This is a genomic window from Chryseobacterium subflavum (assembly GCF_055762745.1).
In genome coordinates, this window is the sequence record NZ_JBVTMR010000001.1 from 1,993,475 (window position 1) to 2,011,232 (window position 17,758).

Annotated in this window: 18 protein-coding genes, 1 tRNA gene and 1 pseudogene; 10 read left to right on the top strand and 10 right to left on the bottom strand. The window is 34.4% G+C overall.

Annotation, left to right across the window (positions count from 1 at the left end):
• The first annotated feature begins 5 nt into the window (after nt 1-5).
• From AC0INN_RS08850 to AC0INN_RS08860, 3 genes are all read left to right on the top strand, one after another.
• A complete protein-coding gene (locus AC0INN_RS08850) occupies nt 6-761 on the top strand; it encodes a UbiA prenyltransferase family protein (protein WP_172278998.1) in 756 nt (251 codons plus the stop codon).
• A 3-nt stretch (nt 762-764) separates the two neighbouring features.
• Nucleotides 765-1,844: a DNA replication/repair protein RecF gene (gene recF, locus AC0INN_RS08855; RefSeq protein WP_172279000.1), complete on the top strand. Its 1,080-nt coding sequence runs from the start codon at nt 765-767 to the stop codon at nt 1,842-1,844.
• A gap of 209 nt (nt 1,845-2,053) precedes the next feature.
• On the top strand, nt 2,054-2,347 hold the full coding sequence (locus AC0INN_RS08860; protein ID WP_172279002.1) for a hypothetical protein: 294 nt from the start codon (nt 2,054-2,056) through the stop codon (nt 2,345-2,347).
• On the opposite strand, the gene AC0INN_RS08865 is transcribed toward AC0INN_RS08860, so the two are convergent.
• Genes AC0INN_RS08865 through AC0INN_RS08875 form a run of 3 tightly spaced genes read right to left on the bottom strand, consistent with a single transcriptional unit; the run spans nt 2,325 to nt 6,102 of the window.
• Entirely contained in the window at nt 2,325-4,355 is a 2,031-nt protein-coding gene (locus AC0INN_RS08865; protein WP_273648379.1) for a recombinase, read from the bottom strand. The genes AC0INN_RS08860 and AC0INN_RS08865 overlap by 23 nt on opposite strands.
• A 13-nt stretch (nt 4,356-4,368) precedes the next feature.
• Entirely contained in the window at nt 4,369-5,013 is a 645-nt protein-coding gene (gene mtgA, locus AC0INN_RS08870) for a monofunctional biosynthetic peptidoglycan transglycosylase (protein ID WP_172279005.1), read from the bottom strand.
• Nucleotides 5,014-5,055: 42 nt separating this feature from the next.
• Nucleotides 5,056-6,102, bottom strand: coding sequence for an ABC transporter substrate-binding protein (locus AC0INN_RS08875; protein ID WP_172279007.1), 1,047 nt, complete (start codon nt 6,100-6,102; stop codon nt 5,056-5,058).
• Nucleotides 6,103-6,161: 59 nt separating this feature from the next.
• Between AC0INN_RS08875 and AC0INN_RS08880 the strand changes: the two genes are divergently transcribed.
• From AC0INN_RS08880 to AC0INN_RS08890, 3 genes and pseudogenes are all read left to right on the top strand, one after another.
• Nucleotides 6,162-6,235 (top strand) — tRNA-Arg (locus AC0INN_RS08880).
• A 230-nt stretch (nt 6,236-6,465) separates the two neighbouring features.
• Nucleotides 6,466-6,771 (top strand): annotated as a pseudogene (locus tag AC0INN_RS08885) (transposase); the annotation flags it as partial.
• A 34-nt stretch (nt 6,772-6,805) separates the two neighbouring features.
• Nucleotides 6,806-6,973 carry a winged helix-turn-helix transcriptional regulator gene (locus AC0INN_RS08890; RefSeq protein ID WP_249413646.1) on the top strand — a complete coding sequence of 56 codons (168 nt, stop codon included), beginning with the start codon at nt 6,806-6,808 and terminating at the stop codon, nt 6,971-6,973.
• A 206-nt stretch (nt 6,974-7,179) separates the two neighbouring features.
• Here the strand turns inward: AC0INN_RS08890 and AC0INN_RS08895 are convergent, their stop codons facing one another.
• From AC0INN_RS08895 to AC0INN_RS08905, 3 genes are all read right to left on the bottom strand, one after another.
• Complete coding sequence (locus AC0INN_RS08895) at nt 7,180-7,932, bottom strand: SDR family oxidoreductase (RefSeq protein ID WP_056015209.1); 753 nt, start codon at nt 7,930-7,932, stop codon at nt 7,180-7,182.
• Nucleotides 7,933-7,961: 29 nt separating this feature from the next.
• A complete protein-coding gene (locus tag AC0INN_RS08900) occupies nt 7,962-8,387 on the bottom strand; it encodes a YybH family protein (RefSeq protein WP_273648380.1) in 426 nt (141 codons plus the stop codon).
• Between the two features lie 112 nt (nt 8,388-8,499).
• Entirely contained in the window at nt 8,500-9,375 is an 876-nt protein-coding gene (locus AC0INN_RS08905; RefSeq protein WP_056015211.1) for an AraC family transcriptional regulator, read from the bottom strand.
• 363 nt (nt 9,376-9,738) lie between these two features.
• Between AC0INN_RS08905 and AC0INN_RS08910 the strand changes: the two genes are divergently transcribed.
• On the top strand, nt 9,739-11,040 hold the full coding sequence (locus AC0INN_RS08910; protein WP_062672582.1) for a chloride channel protein: 1,302 nt from the start codon (nt 9,739-9,741) through the stop codon (nt 11,038-11,040).
• A gap of 416 nt (nt 11,041-11,456) precedes the next feature.
• Here the strand turns inward: AC0INN_RS08910 and AC0INN_RS08915 are convergent, their stop codons facing one another.
• From AC0INN_RS08915 to AC0INN_RS08930, 4 genes are all read right to left on the bottom strand, one after another.
• Nucleotides 11,457-12,560 (bottom strand): calcium:cation antiporter, encoded by a 1,104-nt coding sequence (locus AC0INN_RS08915; protein WP_172279008.1) that lies wholly within the window; start codon nt 12,558-12,560, stop codon nt 11,457-11,459.
• 42 nt (nt 12,561-12,602) lie between these two features.
• Nucleotides 12,603-12,872, bottom strand: coding sequence for a heme oxygenase (locus AC0INN_RS08920; protein ID WP_172279010.1), 270 nt, complete (start codon nt 12,870-12,872; stop codon nt 12,603-12,605).
• A 352-nt stretch (nt 12,873-13,224) separates the two neighbouring features.
• Nucleotides 13,225-13,443 (bottom strand): CsbD family protein, encoded by a 219-nt coding sequence (locus AC0INN_RS08925; RefSeq protein WP_105700755.1) that lies wholly within the window; start codon nt 13,441-13,443, stop codon nt 13,225-13,227.
• A gap of 103 nt (nt 13,444-13,546) precedes the next feature.
• Complete coding sequence (locus AC0INN_RS08930; protein ID WP_228456958.1) at nt 13,547-14,107, bottom strand: helix-turn-helix domain-containing protein; 561 nt, start codon at nt 14,105-14,107, stop codon at nt 13,547-13,549.
• A gap of 166 nt (nt 14,108-14,273) precedes the next feature.
• On the opposite strand from AC0INN_RS08930, the gene AC0INN_RS08935 reads away from it, so the two are divergent.
• From AC0INN_RS08935 to AC0INN_RS08945, 3 genes are read left to right on the top strand one after another with little or no spacing between them, the layout of a single operon-like run.
• Nucleotides 14,274-14,405, top strand: coding sequence for a hypothetical protein (locus AC0INN_RS08935; RefSeq protein ID WP_262484053.1), 132 nt, complete (start codon nt 14,274-14,276; stop codon nt 14,403-14,405).
• Complete coding sequence (locus AC0INN_RS08940) at nt 14,406-15,434, top strand: glycoside hydrolase family 130 protein (RefSeq protein WP_172279012.1); 1,029 nt, start codon at nt 14,406-14,408, stop codon at nt 15,432-15,434.
• 43 nt (nt 15,435-15,477) lie between these two features.
• Nucleotides 15,478-17,748 carry a glycosyltransferase gene (locus tag AC0INN_RS08945; RefSeq protein ID WP_172279014.1) on the top strand — a complete coding sequence of 757 codons (2,271 nt, stop codon included), beginning with the start codon at nt 15,478-15,480 and terminating at the stop codon, nt 17,746-17,748.
• The last annotated feature ends 10 nt before the right edge of the window (nt 17,749-17,758 follow it).

Consider the following 17,758-nt stretch of genomic DNA (forward strand, 5'->3'; position numbering starts at 1 on the left):
GATAAATGAATTTCTTAAAAATACTGAAAAAATATGTCATAGACAGTCAAATTTATGTCTCCGTAATGGGAACTCTTTTTGCAGTATTTTTCATGAAAGAGCAAAACACATTCCGTTTCCCTTCCGTTTTCTTAATTTTTATCACGTATTTCAGTGGTTATCTTTATACTAAGTATCAATACACTAAGCATTTCTTTAAAATATTAATTTTAAATGCTATAGCCGGCGTAATTTGTGCATTTCTCATCATCCATAATCACAATGAAATAAGATTAATCAAATGGTTTATCATAGTCGTCCTCGGATTGTTATATAATAGCTTTTTTCTGGACGTTTACATAAGAAAAATCCCCTTACTGAAGGTCTTTTATGTGGGACTGGTGTGGGCACTGGTAAATTGCTGGCTTACATTACCGGAATTCAGCCTTTCCATATTTCTGATCAGCTTCTTTTTTATTACGGCGCTTGTCCTTCCTTTTGACATCCGGGATATGAAAAGTGACAGGGTGCAAACCTTTCCCAAACTGATCGGTACCCAGAATACAAAATACATAGCGTATCTTTTGGTTTTTATAAGTAGCCTGCTGGCTTCTTTTTATCTGGATCCGCCCTACGCAGTTTCTTTTTTTCTGGCCAGTGTAATCACCTATATCCTGATCTACTATTCTGAAAACAAAAGAGATGAGGCTTATTTTTCTTTTGGGGTAGAAACCTGTTCTGCACTTCCCTTTTTATTTTTGGGAATAATGAAGTATTTTTGACAAATGATTATTAAGAAACTTTCTCTGTACAATTTCAAGAACCATGCTGAGAAAAAATTTGAATTCTCCCCTCAAATCAACTGTTTTGTAGGTAACAATGGTGTGGGAAAAACCAACATCCTGGATGCCCTCCACTATTTATCCGTGGGAAAAAGTTTCTTAGGGAACACCGATCTTAATAACATAAAAAAGGAGGAAGACTTTTTCACCATTGATGCCGAAGTTCAGAATGATGATAGTGAGGATACTTTAAAAATATCGCAGCCCAAAGAGGCTAAAAAGATCATTAAAAAAAATGATAAAAGCTATGACCGGATGTCTGACCATATCGGTTACCTGCCAAGTGTAATGATCTCTCCCTATGATTCTAATCTGATTTCGGATTCAGGGGAAAGCCGCCGGAAGTTTTTAGATTCTATGATCTGCCAGACTGATTCGGGATATCTTTTTGACCTCATCCAGTATCAGAAAATCATCCAGCAAAGAAATGCCTTATTAAAGTATTTTGCCAAGAACAGAGTATTCGATAAAGATTCCCTCGAGATTTATGATGCTCCTATCCATAATCACGGAACTAAAATTTTTGAGAAAAGAAAAGAATTCGTTTCCCAACTCAATCCTATTGTTCAAAACTTTTATCAGATTATTTCCGGAGGTAAGGAAATGGTATCCGTAATCTACGAATCTCATCTATTGGAATCTTCATTCGAAAATTTACTTAAGGAAAGCCTGGAAAGAGACAGAATGCTGACGTATACTTCCAGAGGAATTCATAAAGATGACCTGCTTTTCGAAATGGATGCCGCACTGATTAAAAAAATAGGATCCCAGGGCCAGCAAAAATCCTTTCTTATTTCGCTCAAACTTGCCCAAATGAGTCTCGTAAAAGAGCTTACCGGTAAAACGCCTATTCTTTTACTGGATGATATTTTTGATAAGCTGGACGACCATCGCGTGGCACAACTTATTGAGTTGGTCAATAAAGAAAATTTCGGGCAGATTTTTATTACAGACACCCATAGAGAAAGAACGGAAAGTGTAGTTAAGAAAATAAATGAGGAAAGTATAATTTTTGAAATCTGATGTGGGAAACAAAGTAGGAAGTTCAGAATGCGGGTTAGAATAAAATTGCTTTTGATCTCCTTTTAAAAACACATAAAAACTCACTTTTCTTTATCAAGCATGAACGTATTAGAGAAAACAGAAACGAAAATATACCATACATTACCTGCAAAAAATAAAAATTTAATCCACAATTTCTAATACATAATCCGAACCTCGGATCTAAAACAATGAAACGAAAAAAAAGAGAATTTCAATCATCTGACCTTGTTAAATCCTTTGCCAGAATACACGGTTTTGAGGATAAATTGATCGCATTTGAAATCAAGGATTTTCTGGAAGATTATCTTGATGAAAGTCTTTTTCAGGAAATCAGAAGTGTAGGGATTCATGACCAATGTATTGTGATCAAAATAGATTCCCCTCTTTTAAAAAATGATTTTAAGATGCGGAGAAGTTTTTACCTGAAGAAATTCCAGGATAAATTTGGTCAAGAGAAGTTTAATGATCTTCAGATTTTGTAGATATGGTATTGTTCATCAGGTCATCCGCATGTTTATCCAGCCTTGAACTTAAAGGGAAAAAGAACTTAAACGGATGACTTAAAAAATACCTGAATATTTCTTTATAAATCTCACTTACCTGTCCGAAATTCAGCTTTCTGGAACGGAACGCTAAAAACATAGACAGCCCGAAGCTTACCAGGAAGTTAAAGAATCCGATTAAGAATACCGTAAAGAAGGAAATCCAGAATGTGTAGGCATCCACAGAGAAATCTTTTCCATATAATCCAAGTGCCAGATTTCCTGCAGCAAAGGTAATGTGCCGGATATCCAGATCCAAACCAAAAAATAAACCTACCGGAGCAGTAGCACCGAGGAAAACCCCGAACCAAAAATTAGATATAATTCCCGGCCAGTTCTTAGCATAGTATTTAGAAAGGTTTTTGGCAAATTTAACCCCGAATAATTTTCTGATGGATATATTTTTTGCGATCCTTTCAGGGATCTGGTAAAATACGGAGTTGTTTCCTATATTTCCCGAAATAATTCCTGAGATGAAAAGATAGAAACCTGCAATACTTGCATGCAAAATAGCTTTTGACTGAAAAGGATCCAGGTCTTTAAGCAGCTTGTCGGATCTGTCGACAGCCAGGTTTTGGGAGAAAAAAACATCCAGCCCATAAATAATAGCCAGAGCTATCGGAAATGATAACGCTACATTTCCCACAAAAGCAATAAACTGACTTCTGAATAGTTTAGAGACAAGATGTGCAAATTCCGTGTTATTTCTTTTGCTGTTTCCTTCTTCGGCAAGTACTTTAGTCATAGTTGCAGCAGTCATTGCCGGCTGCTTGGTTGCTAAAGTAAATCCCATCAGGTAGATCATAACGAATCCCATGGCATAATTCATAGAATATAAAAATGCGTGGGAAAAGTCACTTCCCGGAATATATCCATACAACATTTTCAACACACAGAGTGCTCCTACGATAATTCCACCACCACTGGCTTTATAGAACATTTTCATATATTCTTTCCTGGTGGAGGTAATATAATGTGATCCGGCTTCTGCCGTATGATTTGTAATAAGATGGGAAATCAGTCTTGTACTGTCATTAATAAGCTCTGCGATATTATTCTTATGGGATTTATACCGGAGAATATTAAACATCAGCTGTTTGGATTTGATAATCACATCTTCATCACCATTGATGACCAGAAGCTTGATGATTTCATTAATTCTTTCAATCTGCTGACGGATTTTCAGAAGTGACTGATTGATCTTCCCTGAAATTCCATATTTGGAAGAGTTTTTAAAAGCTATATTAACAAACTCATGACATTGCTGGATGTAGATCTTGATCTGCTTGTAGCTGCTGTCTTTTGAGTGAAGCTGCAATCCGGGCTCGGCTTCCAGTTCTGCAGCAAGGCTTTCCAGCTCGTTTTGTAAAGCTAGAAAAGGATTGTCAAAATTCCTGTATTCGGGAGCCATTCTCACCACTTCCACCTCCATAGCCATTCCTGTAACACGCCAGGAAAGGATATTCATAGAGAAAATAAGCTCTCTTTTAACATTATTTTTTATAATAAAATCAGAAATCCCTAAAATAGTGAGGAACTCATTGACTTCATTTTCAGGAAGATTGTGAAGATATTCAAGATCTTTCTTTGGTCTCAGGCTGATATTATCGATAAGATACCATACCGTTTTCTCCTTTTCTACAGGAGGAAGGACTTTATTAAGGATTCTTTTTTTCAGTTCCGGTAAAAAGGCATTTTCAGAAAGGATATTTGCCTCTGTAAGCGAAAGGTTAAAAGGCCTCCCCTCAAAAATATTGTAGATATAATGTTTAAAATTGGCTGTAAAATCCGGATTACTTTTAAAAAAATTGAGGACATCTGTAAAATCAGCTCTCTTAATGCTTTCCAAAAACTCGGCAAACGGTTCTAAGGAAAGAGTTTCGTTCTTAAAAGAAAAATATTTTTTAAGAACGGTTTCAAAATTTGTGCTGGAATTGAAAAATTTCATTAGTACAAAGATACTATTTCAAACTTACATTTCTCATTTGTCTTAAAATCCAGTTGTGTTTCCTTGTCAGGTAGGCTGAAGGATTTTTAGGGTCATACTCTTTAGGGTTTGGCAAAACAGCCGCTATCCAGGCCGCTTCCGAACTTGTTAGGTCTTTAGACGACTTCCCGAAATAATATTCGGATGCAGCTTCTACTCCAAATACCCCACGTCCCATTTCAATGGAATTAAGGTATCTTTCCAGAATAATGTCCTTACCCCATACTTTTTCAATGATAAAGGTGTAGACAGCCTCTAATCCTTTCCTGATCCAGCTTCTTCCCTGCCAGAGGAAAATATTTTTAGCCGTCTGCTGGGAAATGGTGCTTCCGCCTCTTACTTTTTTTCCTTTTTCATTATGTTTCATCGCTTTTTCAATAGCCACATAATCGAAGCCGTTGTGTGTAAAAAATTTCTGATCCTCAGAAGCAATGACCGCTTTCTTCACATTATTACCCATTTCATCATAGGAAATGTAATCCCTTTGTAATTTTCCATACTGGAACAGGCCTCCGATCTGAGTAATTGTAATGGGTGGATTAAAGAATCTGCCCCATATAATGAACACCACATTCAAAATCAGAATGATAAACAACAGTTGTTTTATTTTTTTCCACATACCTTTAAAAAAAGCACTACAAAAATAAACAAATCCTCCGAGTTATTGCAATTCTTTCATATAGACAAGCTGATATCCCGGCAAAAGTTCGGGATGGAAAATCTTAATATAGTCTTTCAGAACCCAATCCGATCTTACCACACCACTTTCAAAAAAGTCATTCGCTTTTTTAATTTCCCTTCCCGAAATACTGTATATTTTCCCTTTCGAAAATACCCCCAGCTTACTGTAAAAAGGATTTATATTCAGCATTTCTTTTTTTGAAGTATGGTTTCCTGCATTGATCCAGTACTGAACTTTATCAGACTTTGAGAAAACTTCCTCAAAACTCATGGTCACAGCTTTCTCCTCATTGTTATTTTTCAGGATATATTCTGCATTGGCATCTGAAATAAAGTTCGCTACAGACGTTTTTCCTCCGGGTAAATACCAAACATCCCCGTACATCTCATTGGCAAGGACTACCGGCTTATCCTTAGCGGTTAAGGCAAGCTTTTTTAATTCGTTATAGTTCTTTTCAATTTCAGCGTATTTGGCTTCTGCTTCTTTTTCTTTTCCAAAAAGTTTTCCGAACACTTTGAGATATGCTGTTTTTTCAAGTGCTTTTTGCTCAAGGTACTCATCAAAAAAAACAACCTGAATTCCGTTATTTTTTAATAACTGATAGGTATTTTCGAAGCTTGCAATATAGTTGGTGAAAACGGCATCCGGTTGTAAGGAAATAATCTTCTCCACATCGTATTTCTGATCACTTCCTACATTCTGGATCTTCCCTTCCTTAAGCAATCCCTGAATTTTTTCCGAATAAATATATTCGGGACTTGAAATCCCTACGACCAGATTTTCCGCATCCAAAGCTGAAACATATCCCATCAAACTGGCGTTGAGAAGAACCACTTTTTTAAATGGAACCTGAGTATTTTTGAAATCATAGGTATAATTCCCCGACTTGATGTGTAAAATATTAGCTTCATCCTTGTATTGAAGCTTTTTTGAGATAACCGTCCAATCATCGGATGAAATTTTTTGCTCTCTTTTACAGGAAATTAGAGTACAAAACGCAAATAGTAGTAAAATTCTTAGTTTCATGTTTCAAAGAAAAGAAAAAAGTGCTATATTTGCAAACCTTTAAACAATAAGGAAACAATGGCCTCGTGGCGCAACTGAATAGCGCATCTGATTACGGCTCAGAAGGTTACAGGTTTGAATCCTGTCGAGGTCACAAACGCCCAAATGGCTCTAATTTAATCCAAATTGAGCCATTTTTTTGTTCTTAATTTCAGAATAATCCAGAATAATATTTGTTTAAAGCTGTAACTGACCTATTTAAAAATTCTTAATGTGGCAATTCATTACAAAATATAGCTCATTATTTACCTATTTTAGGTTTCCTATATTGTCGAAAATTAACTTGTATGAGTGATCAGAAATTTTTGGAAGAGGAAATAAAAAATGTTAATACCGGAACAAAAAACGCACAACATCATTAAATGTTTGGAGAATATTATTATCTCATTATACGCCAAAGGTATGATTGTGAGCGATATCGATGAGAAGGTTAAAGAACTATACGACTTTGAAATATCTTCCTCTGCTATTTCCATAATTACCAATGCCGTTGCTACCGAAATGGTGAGCTGCCAAAACCGCCCCTTAGAAGATTTGTATTTAATCGGAATCGTATTCGATGTTCGTGAAAACTCCAAGGTCATTAACAAAACCATCTATTTGGCAGTAGGATTACATCGGAAAGTAAAATTACCACTAGAATGCTTTCAAAGAACTAAAAGATATGGAGCTGAATAAATTGGTAAAATGCATCGTTTGTCCCGAAACACCTGTTTTAATCGAATATGAACCGACAGAATGCTGCCCAACTTTCGGCAAAATTATCAATGAAATGATTAATTGGGGAAGAGAACACAGAAAAATTATTATTCTTGATAAGAAAATTAATTAAATTAAAAGAAATTATCATCTTCAATTAAAACGTTTTTACTGCTTTTCACAATAAATAATTTTTTCCCTTTCCATATTAAAAATCAATTCATTATTAATTTCCATCTTCTTAATAAGTTGAAAAAAAGAACATAAATAGTGATAAAGAAGTACTTAACTGCACTCAAATTTTAGAACTGCTTTAAGCGAAAGGATAAATTTAGAAGATTAAATTTTATGTGTTTCAAGTGCCCAGTTCTCAAAAAGTATTTTGCCTGTATTGTATTGCCCAGTGGGAACTAAAAGTGAAGTAGGAACAACAAAATGCATATACTTATTTTCATTGTCTATAATCACTTTTTTATCCTGACCGGTAATTTGAATATACTCAGAGACAAAAGCCTCCATTTTGCCACGTCTTGGTCCTGCAATTTCAATGGTGTTATTTTTAGGTTCTTCCAAAGAAAATTGTACTATGAACTCGGCAACATCATCAAGTGCAATTGGTTGATAGTCTAAGTTCGAAACAAAAACTTTATCCCCTTCTCCCTGAACTTGGATGATGGCTTCCACATGTTCGTGAAATTGTGTTGACCTAATTATAGTGTAAGGTATACCTGAGTTTTTAATAGTATCCTCTTGAAGTTTTTTTGCTCTAAGATAACCGATTTCCAATGCATCATCTGTTCCTACAATTGATAGAACGATATGATGCTTAACACTAGCATTCAATTCTGCTTTGACAAGATTCTTTCCCGCAGTCTCAAAAAATCGAAATGCATTTTCTCCTTCGGGAGAAGATGAATTTGATAGATCTATTACTATTTCAGTTCCGGTCAAGGCTTCCTGAAGCCCTTCACCAGTAAGGATATCAACACCTTGTGATGGCGAGCCAATCACCACTTTATGACCAAGTTTTTCCAATTTGTTAGTTACAAGCCTCCCTGTTAGACCTGTACCTCCTACTACTAAAATTTTCATATCTGATTTATTTAATATTGTAAAGTTTTTTAAAATAAACTGCGCACTTGAACACCAAAGGGATTTTCAAACCAATATCTCCAATATCCATCGGCTCCTCTTTTAGCATAATCATTAGATGTTCCTCGCATACATATTTTTTCACCATTATTCGCAATACCCGCTATACTCCAGTCCAAGATTAGTGATGCTAGATTGCCATCTACATAAACATTCCTTGTTGTAATTTTGATTGGCAATCCGAATTTAAAGAAGCAGTCCAATTCTCGCGCAATCTCCAATCTTCCTCTCCGAGGCTCACCGTTATCACTAATAAAGATTGCATCCTCCTCATAGAAACGAAGCATAGTCTCCGAATGGAAAGAATTCATATGAGCAAGAAAAGAGTCGACTATTCCCTCGGGAGTTTTTGACAATGAGAATACTGAGCTTTCAACAAAATTCTGTCCAATCATAAGACTTAAATTTTCTTTAGAAGTAATTTTTTTGTCTTACAAAATTGAGCAATTGGCATATGCAACGCCACTCACAAATTAAGGTAAAAGGTGGACAAAATAAGGAACAATTTTAATGATCTAAGATTTGGTCTGAGTTTTTAGCGTATTTCTTCCGATATTCACTTGGCGAACAACCTGCTTTTTTACTGAACAGTCTAATGAAATATTTTGTGTCTTGATATCCCAGCTGATAGGAAATTTCCTTGATACTTACCTCCGTATAGTATAGCAATCTTAACGCTTCGTTCATCACTTCCTTTTGAATCAGTTCCGAAGCTGATGATCCAGTCACTTTTTTTACTGTATCGCTTAGATGTCCAACAGTAATATTAAGCTTTTCTGCATATTCAAATGGACGCTTAATACTCCGGAAATGTGATTTTACAAGATTCCTGAATTCCTTTGTGAGACTGATAGAACGTAGACTGATACTTTCGGGATTAATGAATAATTGACGTTCGTAGCACAAAACTGCCTGTTCAATAAAAGCTGAAAGCAATGGTTCTTCAACTTGCCTGTAAGCGATATCGTTCAGATCTTGTAATTTCATCATTGAATCAAAGATTGTTCTAAACCAATCCCGCTCATTATTAGAGAGAGCGATAATCAAGGTTTCCTCTAACAAATTATCCAAACTGGTTTGTGCCGTTCTACCGATATGACGGCTTTCAAAAGACAGATAACAACCGGTTGCGCTAAGAGTCTCTAGAATCTGATGAACTTGTCCAGGAGGAGAGATAAAAAGTGTCCCCACCGGCATTGTTAAATGCTTAAAATCAAATACAACTTCAAGCTGATCAGCTTCAATTAGCATGCAAGTATAATGGTCGTGCCTGTGGGGTGAAAGTGCTTTTATAATACCTGGTGTAGATCCGTTCCAAATACCAACAGCAATCCCACTGCTGTAATCCATTCTATTTAATGTAATTGAATCGTTTTTAGGCATAACAATTTCTTTGCACAACTAATTTAGTTTTTCTTTATTTAATAGTGTATATTATTCAATACTAAAATTAAAGAAGCTGACGAAATCTGCAATTTTTTCATCCGTCACAAAATTAAAAAACATCTATTTTTAACAGTTATCTAAAATTCCAACGTTGCAAAAAGACAGAATTTATAAGTAAAACAAAAAAATTAAGTATATCGTTGCCTTTTATCAGTTGGACTTTCAGTTTATGAATCAATGAATTATTTAAACTTCATTTGAATTGTTTAAATAAAAACAGGTAGTATAAAGTAACAAGCAACTTTTACTATTTCAAAAAATAACTGTTACCTTTACATCTTCTTTAAAACTAAAATAGTTATGCAAGGCAATACAGCGTACAGAAAGAAAATAATCAGATCCAGCTATGTCAAATTAACCGGGATATCTATTATCGTTAGTATTATCTGTTGTCTTATATCTTATACTTTAAAACATTTAACAGGACAGGTACAAGAATACCTCTTTGAACAAATTATAGCCACGGAAAACAAATTGTTAATCTTTTTACCAAGTGTAGGTATTACAACAATCTACTTCCTACGTAAATATTTCTTTCAGAACAGAAAAAATAAAGGAATTAAAGAAATATATACTACCCTGGAAACAAGAAAAGATCATCTTCCTTTTTTTAAAATACCTTCTCATTGTGTTAATGGCTTTTTAACAGTGATTTTCGGAGGATCTACAGGAGTAGAAGTGTCAACAGTAGTTGCCACCGCAACAGTTGGTAATCAGGCCTACAAACATTTGCATAGTGCTTGGGCCTACAAGACGGAACTGATATGTGCAGGTATTATAGCGGGTGTAACCGTACTCTTTGGAAGTGCGCTGGGCGGTTTTTTATTTGCATTTGAAGTTATTGCACGTAAATACAATAAAACCTTACTGATCAGTGGAATTAGTTCGATGATTGTAGCTCATCTATTTGTACATTTTTATGACTCAAATCCACTATTTACATTTAAGGTACAGGACTGGCGTTGGCAATCCATACCTTTTGCTATGATACTAAGTTTAATCGGAGGTATATTTGCGCTTTATTTTACGAAAATTGTCATCTACGCAAAAACATTTTTTGGTGGGATTAACAACAATTTCATCCGTGTAAATTTAGGTGCTATAACTGTTGGGGTATTTATCTTTTTTCTTCCGGCTTTATATGGTGATAGTTATCACGGACTTGGTAAAATCCTCGAATGTAGTTCGTACGACATCGTTAATCTCGCATATTTAATTCCTCTGGTTTTGCTTATCTTCATAAAGCCATTGGCGGCTTCCCTCACTCTCGGTGCAGGCGGTGACGGCGGTGTATTTGCCCCTAGTATTGTTACAGGAGCGTTTTTAGGGGTATTTTTTGCCCAATTCTGCAACCATTATTTAGGTACCAATCTTGTGATTATTAATTTTGCGTTATTTGGAGCAGCTGCCATGCTTTCCGCAGCTATTCACGCCCCTCTTACTGCCATGTTTATTATTTCCAGTATAGTACCGTCTGGATATCTATTGCTGTTTCCTTTGTTCATCAGTAGTGTTATTTCTAAAATTCTGGCAAAGAAAATCTATCCTTACAATGTGTATACTTACAAAGAATTTTCAAGCAGCCGGAACGTAATAAATTGATTAAAAGTACCGTACGATATTTAAATACAACAATCATATCAATAACATCTTCTTTGTTTATATTGGATTATTACATTTACTAAAAAATTAATTTGCAAAAACTCTACAACTACAAGTGATTAAATATTAAAATCGGGGTTACTAATTCCTTTTTGATTTGGCTCAAACGAAGTAAATCATCGATAAAAGTGTTTGAAGATACGCTCGTCTTGGTCACAAACAGCCAAATGGCGCCAACTAAAGATAGTTGGCGCCATTTTGATATTTTTTAGTTTGGCATATAATGAATAATCAGATCGCACTTTTACTTTAGAATAGAAATATATATTGTATGCTGATAACAGCATTGATTTTAAAATAATAACCACTTGCATTTTTTTTATTTGACACATCAAAAAATATAGTTATCTAAATTTTTAAGGAACAAGTGTCGTAAAAAGATAAAGGAGAAAAATCGAAATCAAAACTAATCCCTGCATAATATTTGTACGTCCTGTTGCCAGCGAAATCGTAATGATAAATAAAGATAATCCTAACAAAAGCATCGATTTTAAATCTACACCTAATGTCATCCTGAAATCACCTATCACTGAAGACACAGCTACAGCCGGAATACTGAGACCAATACTTGCCAATGCAGATCCAAAAGCCAAATTAAGGCTCGTTTGTAGACGATTATTATATGCAGCACGGATTGCGGCAACTCCTTCCGGTAATAAAACAATTCCGGCTATAATAATTCCAACGATAGATTTTGGGGCTCCTACTTTGAATACAAGATTATCAACATCTTTTGAAAGATATTTAGCTAATAGAACGACAATTCCCAGACATAAAATCAAAAATATAATACTGTAAAACATCATCTTTCGAGTGGGCTTTTCAGGAAGGATTTCATTCTCTTCATTCTCATCATCACTATTTTTAGGAATAGGCGCAATGAAAAAAGCACGGTGTCTAATCGTCTGAACCATTGTAAAACCTATATACAGTAATAGACAGATAACAGATATAAAGATAAGCTGCAAAGATGTATATTCTCCTTCACTGTGACTTGTCGTGTAATTGGGTAAAATAAGAATAAATACAACAATCACAACAAGTGTAATCATTGCAGTACTCACACCCTGCAGTGTAAAAACCTGTTGTTTATAACGGATTGATCCAACAACAATACAAATACCAATAATCCCTGTAAGAATAATCATCACAGCAGCAAAGACCGTATCTCTTGCAAGGCTGATTGTTTCCAAACCTTTTGCACTCAGCATTATCGAAATAATAAGAGAAACTTCTATCACGGTTATTGCAAAAGCCAAAAGTAAGGTTCCATAAGGTTCACCTACCCGATAAGCAATGATTTCCGAATGATAAACCGCTGCTAAAACGGCTCCTATAAGAAAGAAAGTGAGGATCAAAGAATATAAATGTCCCGTTAGCGAATAATGCAGCAAATAAGCTATCCAAGCCAATATTGGGACAATTATCGTCCAGCCTAAAAGATAGATCTTTTTTTTCATATATTTTAATTATCCGATGATTGAAAACTTTGGTGGGTAAAATCAGATAACATAATAGTCGTTCAAAGTTGTTATAAAATGATAATCAATAAATCTTTGTGAAGCCTTGCACAATTCCAACAATTCTTCATCATTGTGGTATTCAAAATTAAAATCGTCAGGAACATCAATTGTATATTCCGTTATTATTTCTGTATCCAGAAGATCGATTGCCATCAGATCATTAAATGAACTAAGCATACTTTTTTCTTTCAGAAGAGGCATTTTCCGCGTGATAGAGTTTTTAAATTTATATAATATAATTGTTTTCATTTTTTTATTTTTTCTTTCTCGAAGGTAACAAGCTGCATTCTAATAGACGAAAGATATTGCTTTAGATCCTGAACCGTAATATCTTACTTATTTATAGACATAAACAGAGGCGTTTCATTCAACAGGAAATACAATTCTGGATGTGAAGACTGAATTTTACCCGTCACTTTAAAAATCTTTCTTGTAAGATTCTGTAAATTATCCGGTGGTCTCATATTTTTTTATTTAAATGAAGCATAACATAGTAGGATATTTTCAAATAAAAAAGGACAGGGGCTTTAAAAGCACCTGCCCCTTTTTCTATTAAATCCATCAAAACATATGTACTATTTCTCAGGATTTAATATGCTCATTATGAAAGTTGAGTATTATTAAGAATCTTAATAACCTCTTCACGGCTTTTGCTTAGTTTATTTTCTAATCTTCCCAGCAATTCATTTTCTTTTCCTTTTTCAAGCACTAAATCTGAATCTTTAAGCTGTGAAAATTTTTCTTTTAATTGTTTCGATTGTTCTTTCCAATCTCCTGTAATTTTAAAAGCCTCATTAGCTTTATTGTGACTTGTATTCATAATTCGAATTTATATGTAACAGAATTATTACAATCCAAAGATGATCTATTTTAATCTTATCCTGTTATACATTTCTAAAGTAGATTTGCATATATCATACATTTTATAAGTCTTCTAAATTTTTCAGCCGTTTTTGCTTCAGTTGCTTATAGAAAGAAGGAGAAAGTCCGGTTATTTTTTTAAACTGGTTGGAAAGATGCGCAACACTGCTGTAATTGAGTTTATAAGAGATTTCAGTAAGATTGAGTTCATCATATAAAAGGAGCTCTTTTACCCTTTCCACTTTATTGATAATGATAAAGTGCTGCAAAGTCATACCTTTCACTTCAGAAAATGTGTTGGCAAGGTAAGTGTAATCATAACCAAGCTTTTCACTTATATAATCTGAGAAATTTTCTTTAGGAAGAGATTCGGAATAATGGATCATTTCTGTGACTGCATTTTTTATTTTTTCGATCAGAATGCTTTTTTTATCATCTAATAACTCAAGTCCGGTTTTAAGGAGATTTTCTTTTAACAGCTGTCGTTGTTCATCCGTAATATCATCCAATATTTCTATAAGTCCTAGATCTACTACGGCATTTCTGATATTCAGTTTTTCAAGCTCCTGATGAACCACCATTTTGCAGCGCAGGCTTACCATATATTTTATATATAACTTCATAATCCTTACCGTATTTCGAGTTTGTCAATCTATATATTGACAACCACTCTTTCAAAGTTAGTCCTTTAAATTTTAATAACTATGATTTATGCAACAAATTGAAAGACTATTACAAACCTTTCTTTTTTTAATAGATGACCTTTACATATAATAAAAATATTTTAAAATGTCAAAAGAAAAAGATACAAAGAAAAAAACAGATAAAACACCTGCGGCAAAATCATTAAAAGAGAAGCGGGAAGACAAACAAAACAAAAGGAAAGAAAAAGAAAATGAAAGTCGCAACGCAACAACCTAAATGGTAGAAATAAAAAAAGAAGGAATTATACTCAGGAAAACCAACTTGAATTTTGAGAACGAAGGCGTTCTAAATCCTGCCGTTATTAAAGTAAACGGAAAGATACATTTGTTTTACCGTGCCGTGGCTAAGGGTAATTTTTCAACTGTCGGGCATTGTGTATTGTCAGATCCGCTTACGGTAGAAAAACGGTCAGATTCACCCATCATTGTCCCTGAATTTGAGTACGAAAAACACGGTGTGGAAGATCCTCGAATTGTAAAAATAGATGATTTATTTTATCTTACTTACACCAGTTATGACGGCATCAATGCTTTAGGAACATTAACGACTTCAAAAGACTTTAAATTCTGGAAGAATGAAGGAATCATTGTTCCTAAAATTTCTTATGAAGAGTTTAAGCTTTTATCAGAATCAGAGGGTTTAATACCTGATAAATATAGAAGATACAACGAATTTCAAATTAGTCATACTGACAGTGATCCTATTTTTTTATGGGATAAAAATCTGATTTTCTTCCCCAGAAAAATAAACGATAAATTTTATTTCCTTCACAGGATAAGACCTGAAATTCAGATTGTCAGCATAAAAAATATAGAAGATCTGAATTCTGATTTCTGGCAGGATTACTTTTCACATTTGAAAGACCATATTCTTTTATCACCTAAATACGATCACGAATCAAGTTATATCGGAGGAGGTTGTCCACCAATAGAAACAGAATATGGCTGGCTGATGATTTATCACGGTGTTTATGATACCGTTAACGGTTATGTTTACAACGCCTGTGCAGCTTTATTGGACCTTGAAAATCCGGAAAAAGAAATTTCCCGACTTCCTTATCCGCTTTTCAAACCCGAAGAAGAATGGGAACTGAAGGGTGAAGTTAACAATGTATGTTTCCCGACAGGAACCATTGTAGAAAATGACAGACTGCATATCTATTATGGAGCTGCCGACGAAAGGATAGCTGTTGCATCAGTTAGTATTTCAAAATTATTGAAAGAGTTGATGATGTACGCGGTATAAAGATAATCCATTAAGAATTATCCGATTAAAATTAAAGTAAATTATGAATAAAAATATCAATTCAGACGTGGAGGATAAAGCAATTAGACAATCTTATAATGACAAAAAGCACAAAACCAATAATATAACCAACATTGTCTTTGTAAGCACTTTTCCTCCAAAAGTATGCGGAATTGCTACTTATACACAGGATCTTATAAAATCTCTTCGTTCGAAATTCGGAGAATCTTTCAATACGATAATTTGCCCGATAGAAACAGAAGAGGAAAACTATGAATATAATGAATATACCGAGTATAAATTAAATATCTCAGATGCTGTTTCTTATTTGGAATTGGCTGCAAAGATCAATAAAAACGATACAGTTGAGTTGGTGATGCTTCAGCACGAATTCGGCTTTTTTAATGAAACCCGAAATGGTTTGTATCTTTTTCTCAAGAACTTAAAAAAAGATGTTATCATAACTTTTCACACTGTTTTGCCAAAACCGGATAAAGAGCTAAAGGAAAAGGTGAAAGAAATTGCCCATTTTGCAAAATCTCTTGTCGTAATGACTAGTATTTCTGCGGAAATTCTTTCGAATGATTATGAAATTCCTTTCGATAAAATTACGGTAATACCCCATGGAACACACCTTTTGCCATTCACAGATAAAATTGCGTTGAAAGAAAAGTATAATCTTAAAAACAAAAAGGTTCTTTCAACTTTCGGATTATTAAGTTCCGGAAAAAATATTGAAACGACACTGAAAGCCTTACCGGAAATAATTGCTAAAAATCCTGATGTAATTTTTTTAATTCTTGGCAAAACACATCCTGCAATAGTAAGGCACGAAGGCGAAAAATATCGTGATTTTTTGGAAGATCTCACTTGTAAACTTCATTTGGAAAACAACATCCGCTTTATCAATGATTATCTGCCACTCCCGGAATTACTAGAATATCTTCAGCTTACCGATGTTTATCTTTTCACGTCAAAAGACAGAAACCAGGCAGTGAGCGGAACATTTTCCTATGCAATCAGCTGCGGATGCGCTATTGTTTCCACTCCAATTCCACACGCTCTGGAAGTTCTAAAGGAAGATACCGGAATTATTATTGATTTTGAAGCTCCAAATCAGTTGTCTGTCGCTGTAAATACATTATTAGAAAATGAAAGCAAACGAGAGGAGCTACGTCAGAAAGCATTGGAAAAAATGGCTCCGACAGCTTGGGAAAATTCATCTATTTTACACGCTTTATTATTTCAGAAATTCAGAAATAATAGAACAGAACTCAATTATACTCTACCGGAAATCAATCTTGGGCATATTCAAAATATGACAACAGATTTCGGTATGATTCAGTTTTCAAAGATCAGTAGACCGGATATTAATTCAGGATATACGCTGGATGATAACGCACGGGCGATGATTGCTATTTGCAAGCATTTTCAAATCAGTAAAGACAAAGCAGATCTGCAATTGATTTCAATTTATTTAAACTTTATTAAATTTTGCCAGCATAATGACGGGAGTTTCCTAAACTATGTAAATGAACAAAAACAATTCACTAATCAAAACTATGAAACTAATCTGGACGACTCCAACGGAAGAGCAATCTGGGCTTTAGGTTATTTAATTTCATTAAAAGAAATTTTGCCACAGAAATTGTCTGAGAATGCAGAGGAAATCATTCAGAAAAATCTTGTCTGGGCAGAAAAAATCCATTCTACAAGAGCAATGGCTTTTATTATTAAAGGATTGCATTATCAAAACTCAGAAAAAAATCTTCCCTTATTAAAAGAATTAGCAAATCGTCTAGTGAAAATGTATCAACATGAAGCAAAAGACGATTGGCATTGGTTTGAGAATTATCTGACCTACGGAAACAGCGTATTGCCGGAAGCTTTACTGTGTGCGTGGATTTCAACCAAAGACACGCTTTACAAACAAATTGCGGAAGAATCTTTCCAGTTTTTGTTATCTAAAATTATGATTGATGATAATATAAAAGTGATTTCCAATAAAGGCTGGATGCAAAAAGAAAACACTGAAAAGGACACTCCAATTGGTGGAGAACAGCCTATTGATGTTGCTTATACTGTTTTGACATTATCTGCCTTTTACAAAATTTTTAATGATGAAAAATATTTACAAATGATGAACAACTCATTCAACTGGTTTTTGGGAAAAAATCATTTGAATCAGATCGTTTATAACCCTGCAACAGGAGGTTGCTATGATGGGCTTGAGGAAAAAAATGTAAATCTCAATCAGGGTGCAGAATCTACCGTCAGTTATCTGATGGCAAGGCTTAGTCTGGAATTTCAATAGAATAAATAAC

Excerpts from the sequence above, each read along its gene's own strand:
- AC0INN_RS08915 (WP_172279008.1), bottom strand. The coding sequence starts at position 12,560 with ATGAAAAAAAAGATCTATCTTTTAGGCTGGACGATAATTGTCCCAATA.
- AC0INN_RS08920 (WP_172279010.1), bottom strand. The coding sequence starts at position 12,872 with ATGAAAACAATTATATTATATAAATTTAAAAACTCTATCACGCGGAAA.
- AC0INN_RS08910 (WP_062672582.1), top strand. The coding sequence starts at position 9,739 with ATGCAAGGCAATACAGCGTACAGAAAGAAAATAATCAGATCCAGCTAT.
- AC0INN_RS08945 (WP_172279014.1), top strand. The coding sequence starts at position 15,478 with ATGAATAAAAATATCAATTCAGACGTGGAGGATAAAGCAATTAGACAA.
- recF (WP_172279000.1), top strand. The coding sequence starts at position 765 with ATGATTATTAAGAAACTTTCTCTGTACAATTTCAAGAACCATGCTGAG.
- AC0INN_RS08895 (WP_056015209.1), bottom strand. The coding sequence starts at position 7,932 with ATGAAAATTTTAGTAGTAGGAGGTACAGGTCTAACAGGGAGGCTTGTA.
- mtgA (WP_172279005.1), bottom strand. The coding sequence starts at position 5,013 with ATGTGGAAAAAAATAAAACAACTGTTGTTTATCATTCTGATTTTGAAT.
- AC0INN_RS08850 (WP_172278998.1), top strand. The coding sequence starts at position 6 with ATGAATTTCTTAAAAATACTGAAAAAATATGTCATAGACAGTCAAATT.
- AC0INN_RS08905 (WP_056015211.1), bottom strand. The coding sequence starts at position 9,375 with ATGCCTAAAAACGATTCAATTACATTAAATAGAATGGATTACAGCAGT.
- AC0INN_RS08935 (WP_262484053.1), top strand. The coding sequence starts at position 14,274 with ATGTCAAAAGAAAAAGATACAAAGAAAAAAACAGATAAAACACCTGCG.
- AC0INN_RS08925 (WP_105700755.1), bottom strand. The coding sequence starts at position 13,443 with ATGAATACAAGTCACAATAAAGCTAATGAGGCTTTTAAAATTACAGGA.
- AC0INN_RS08940 (WP_172279012.1), top strand. The coding sequence starts at position 14,406 with ATGGTAGAAATAAAAAAAGAAGGAATTATACTCAGGAAAACCAACTTG.
- AC0INN_RS08890 (WP_249413646.1), top strand. The coding sequence starts at position 6,806 with ATGGAGCTGAATAAATTGGTAAAATGCATCGTTTGTCCCGAAACACCT.
- AC0INN_RS08860 (WP_172279002.1), top strand. The coding sequence starts at position 2,054 with ATGAAACGAAAAAAAAGAGAATTTCAATCATCTGACCTTGTTAAATCC.
- AC0INN_RS08865 (WP_273648379.1), bottom strand. The coding sequence starts at position 4,355 with ATGAAATTTTTCAATTCCAGCACAAATTTTGAAACCGTTCTTAAAAAA.
- AC0INN_RS08875 (WP_172279007.1), bottom strand. The coding sequence starts at position 6,102 with ATGAAACTAAGAATTTTACTACTATTTGCGTTTTGTACTCTAATTTCC.
- AC0INN_RS08930 (WP_228456958.1), bottom strand. The coding sequence starts at position 14,107 with ATGAAGTTATATATAAAATATATGGTAAGCCTGCGCTGCAAAATGGTG.
- AC0INN_RS08900 (WP_273648380.1), bottom strand. The coding sequence starts at position 8,387 with ATGATTGGACAGAATTTTGTTGAAAGCTCAGTATTCTCATTGTCAAAA.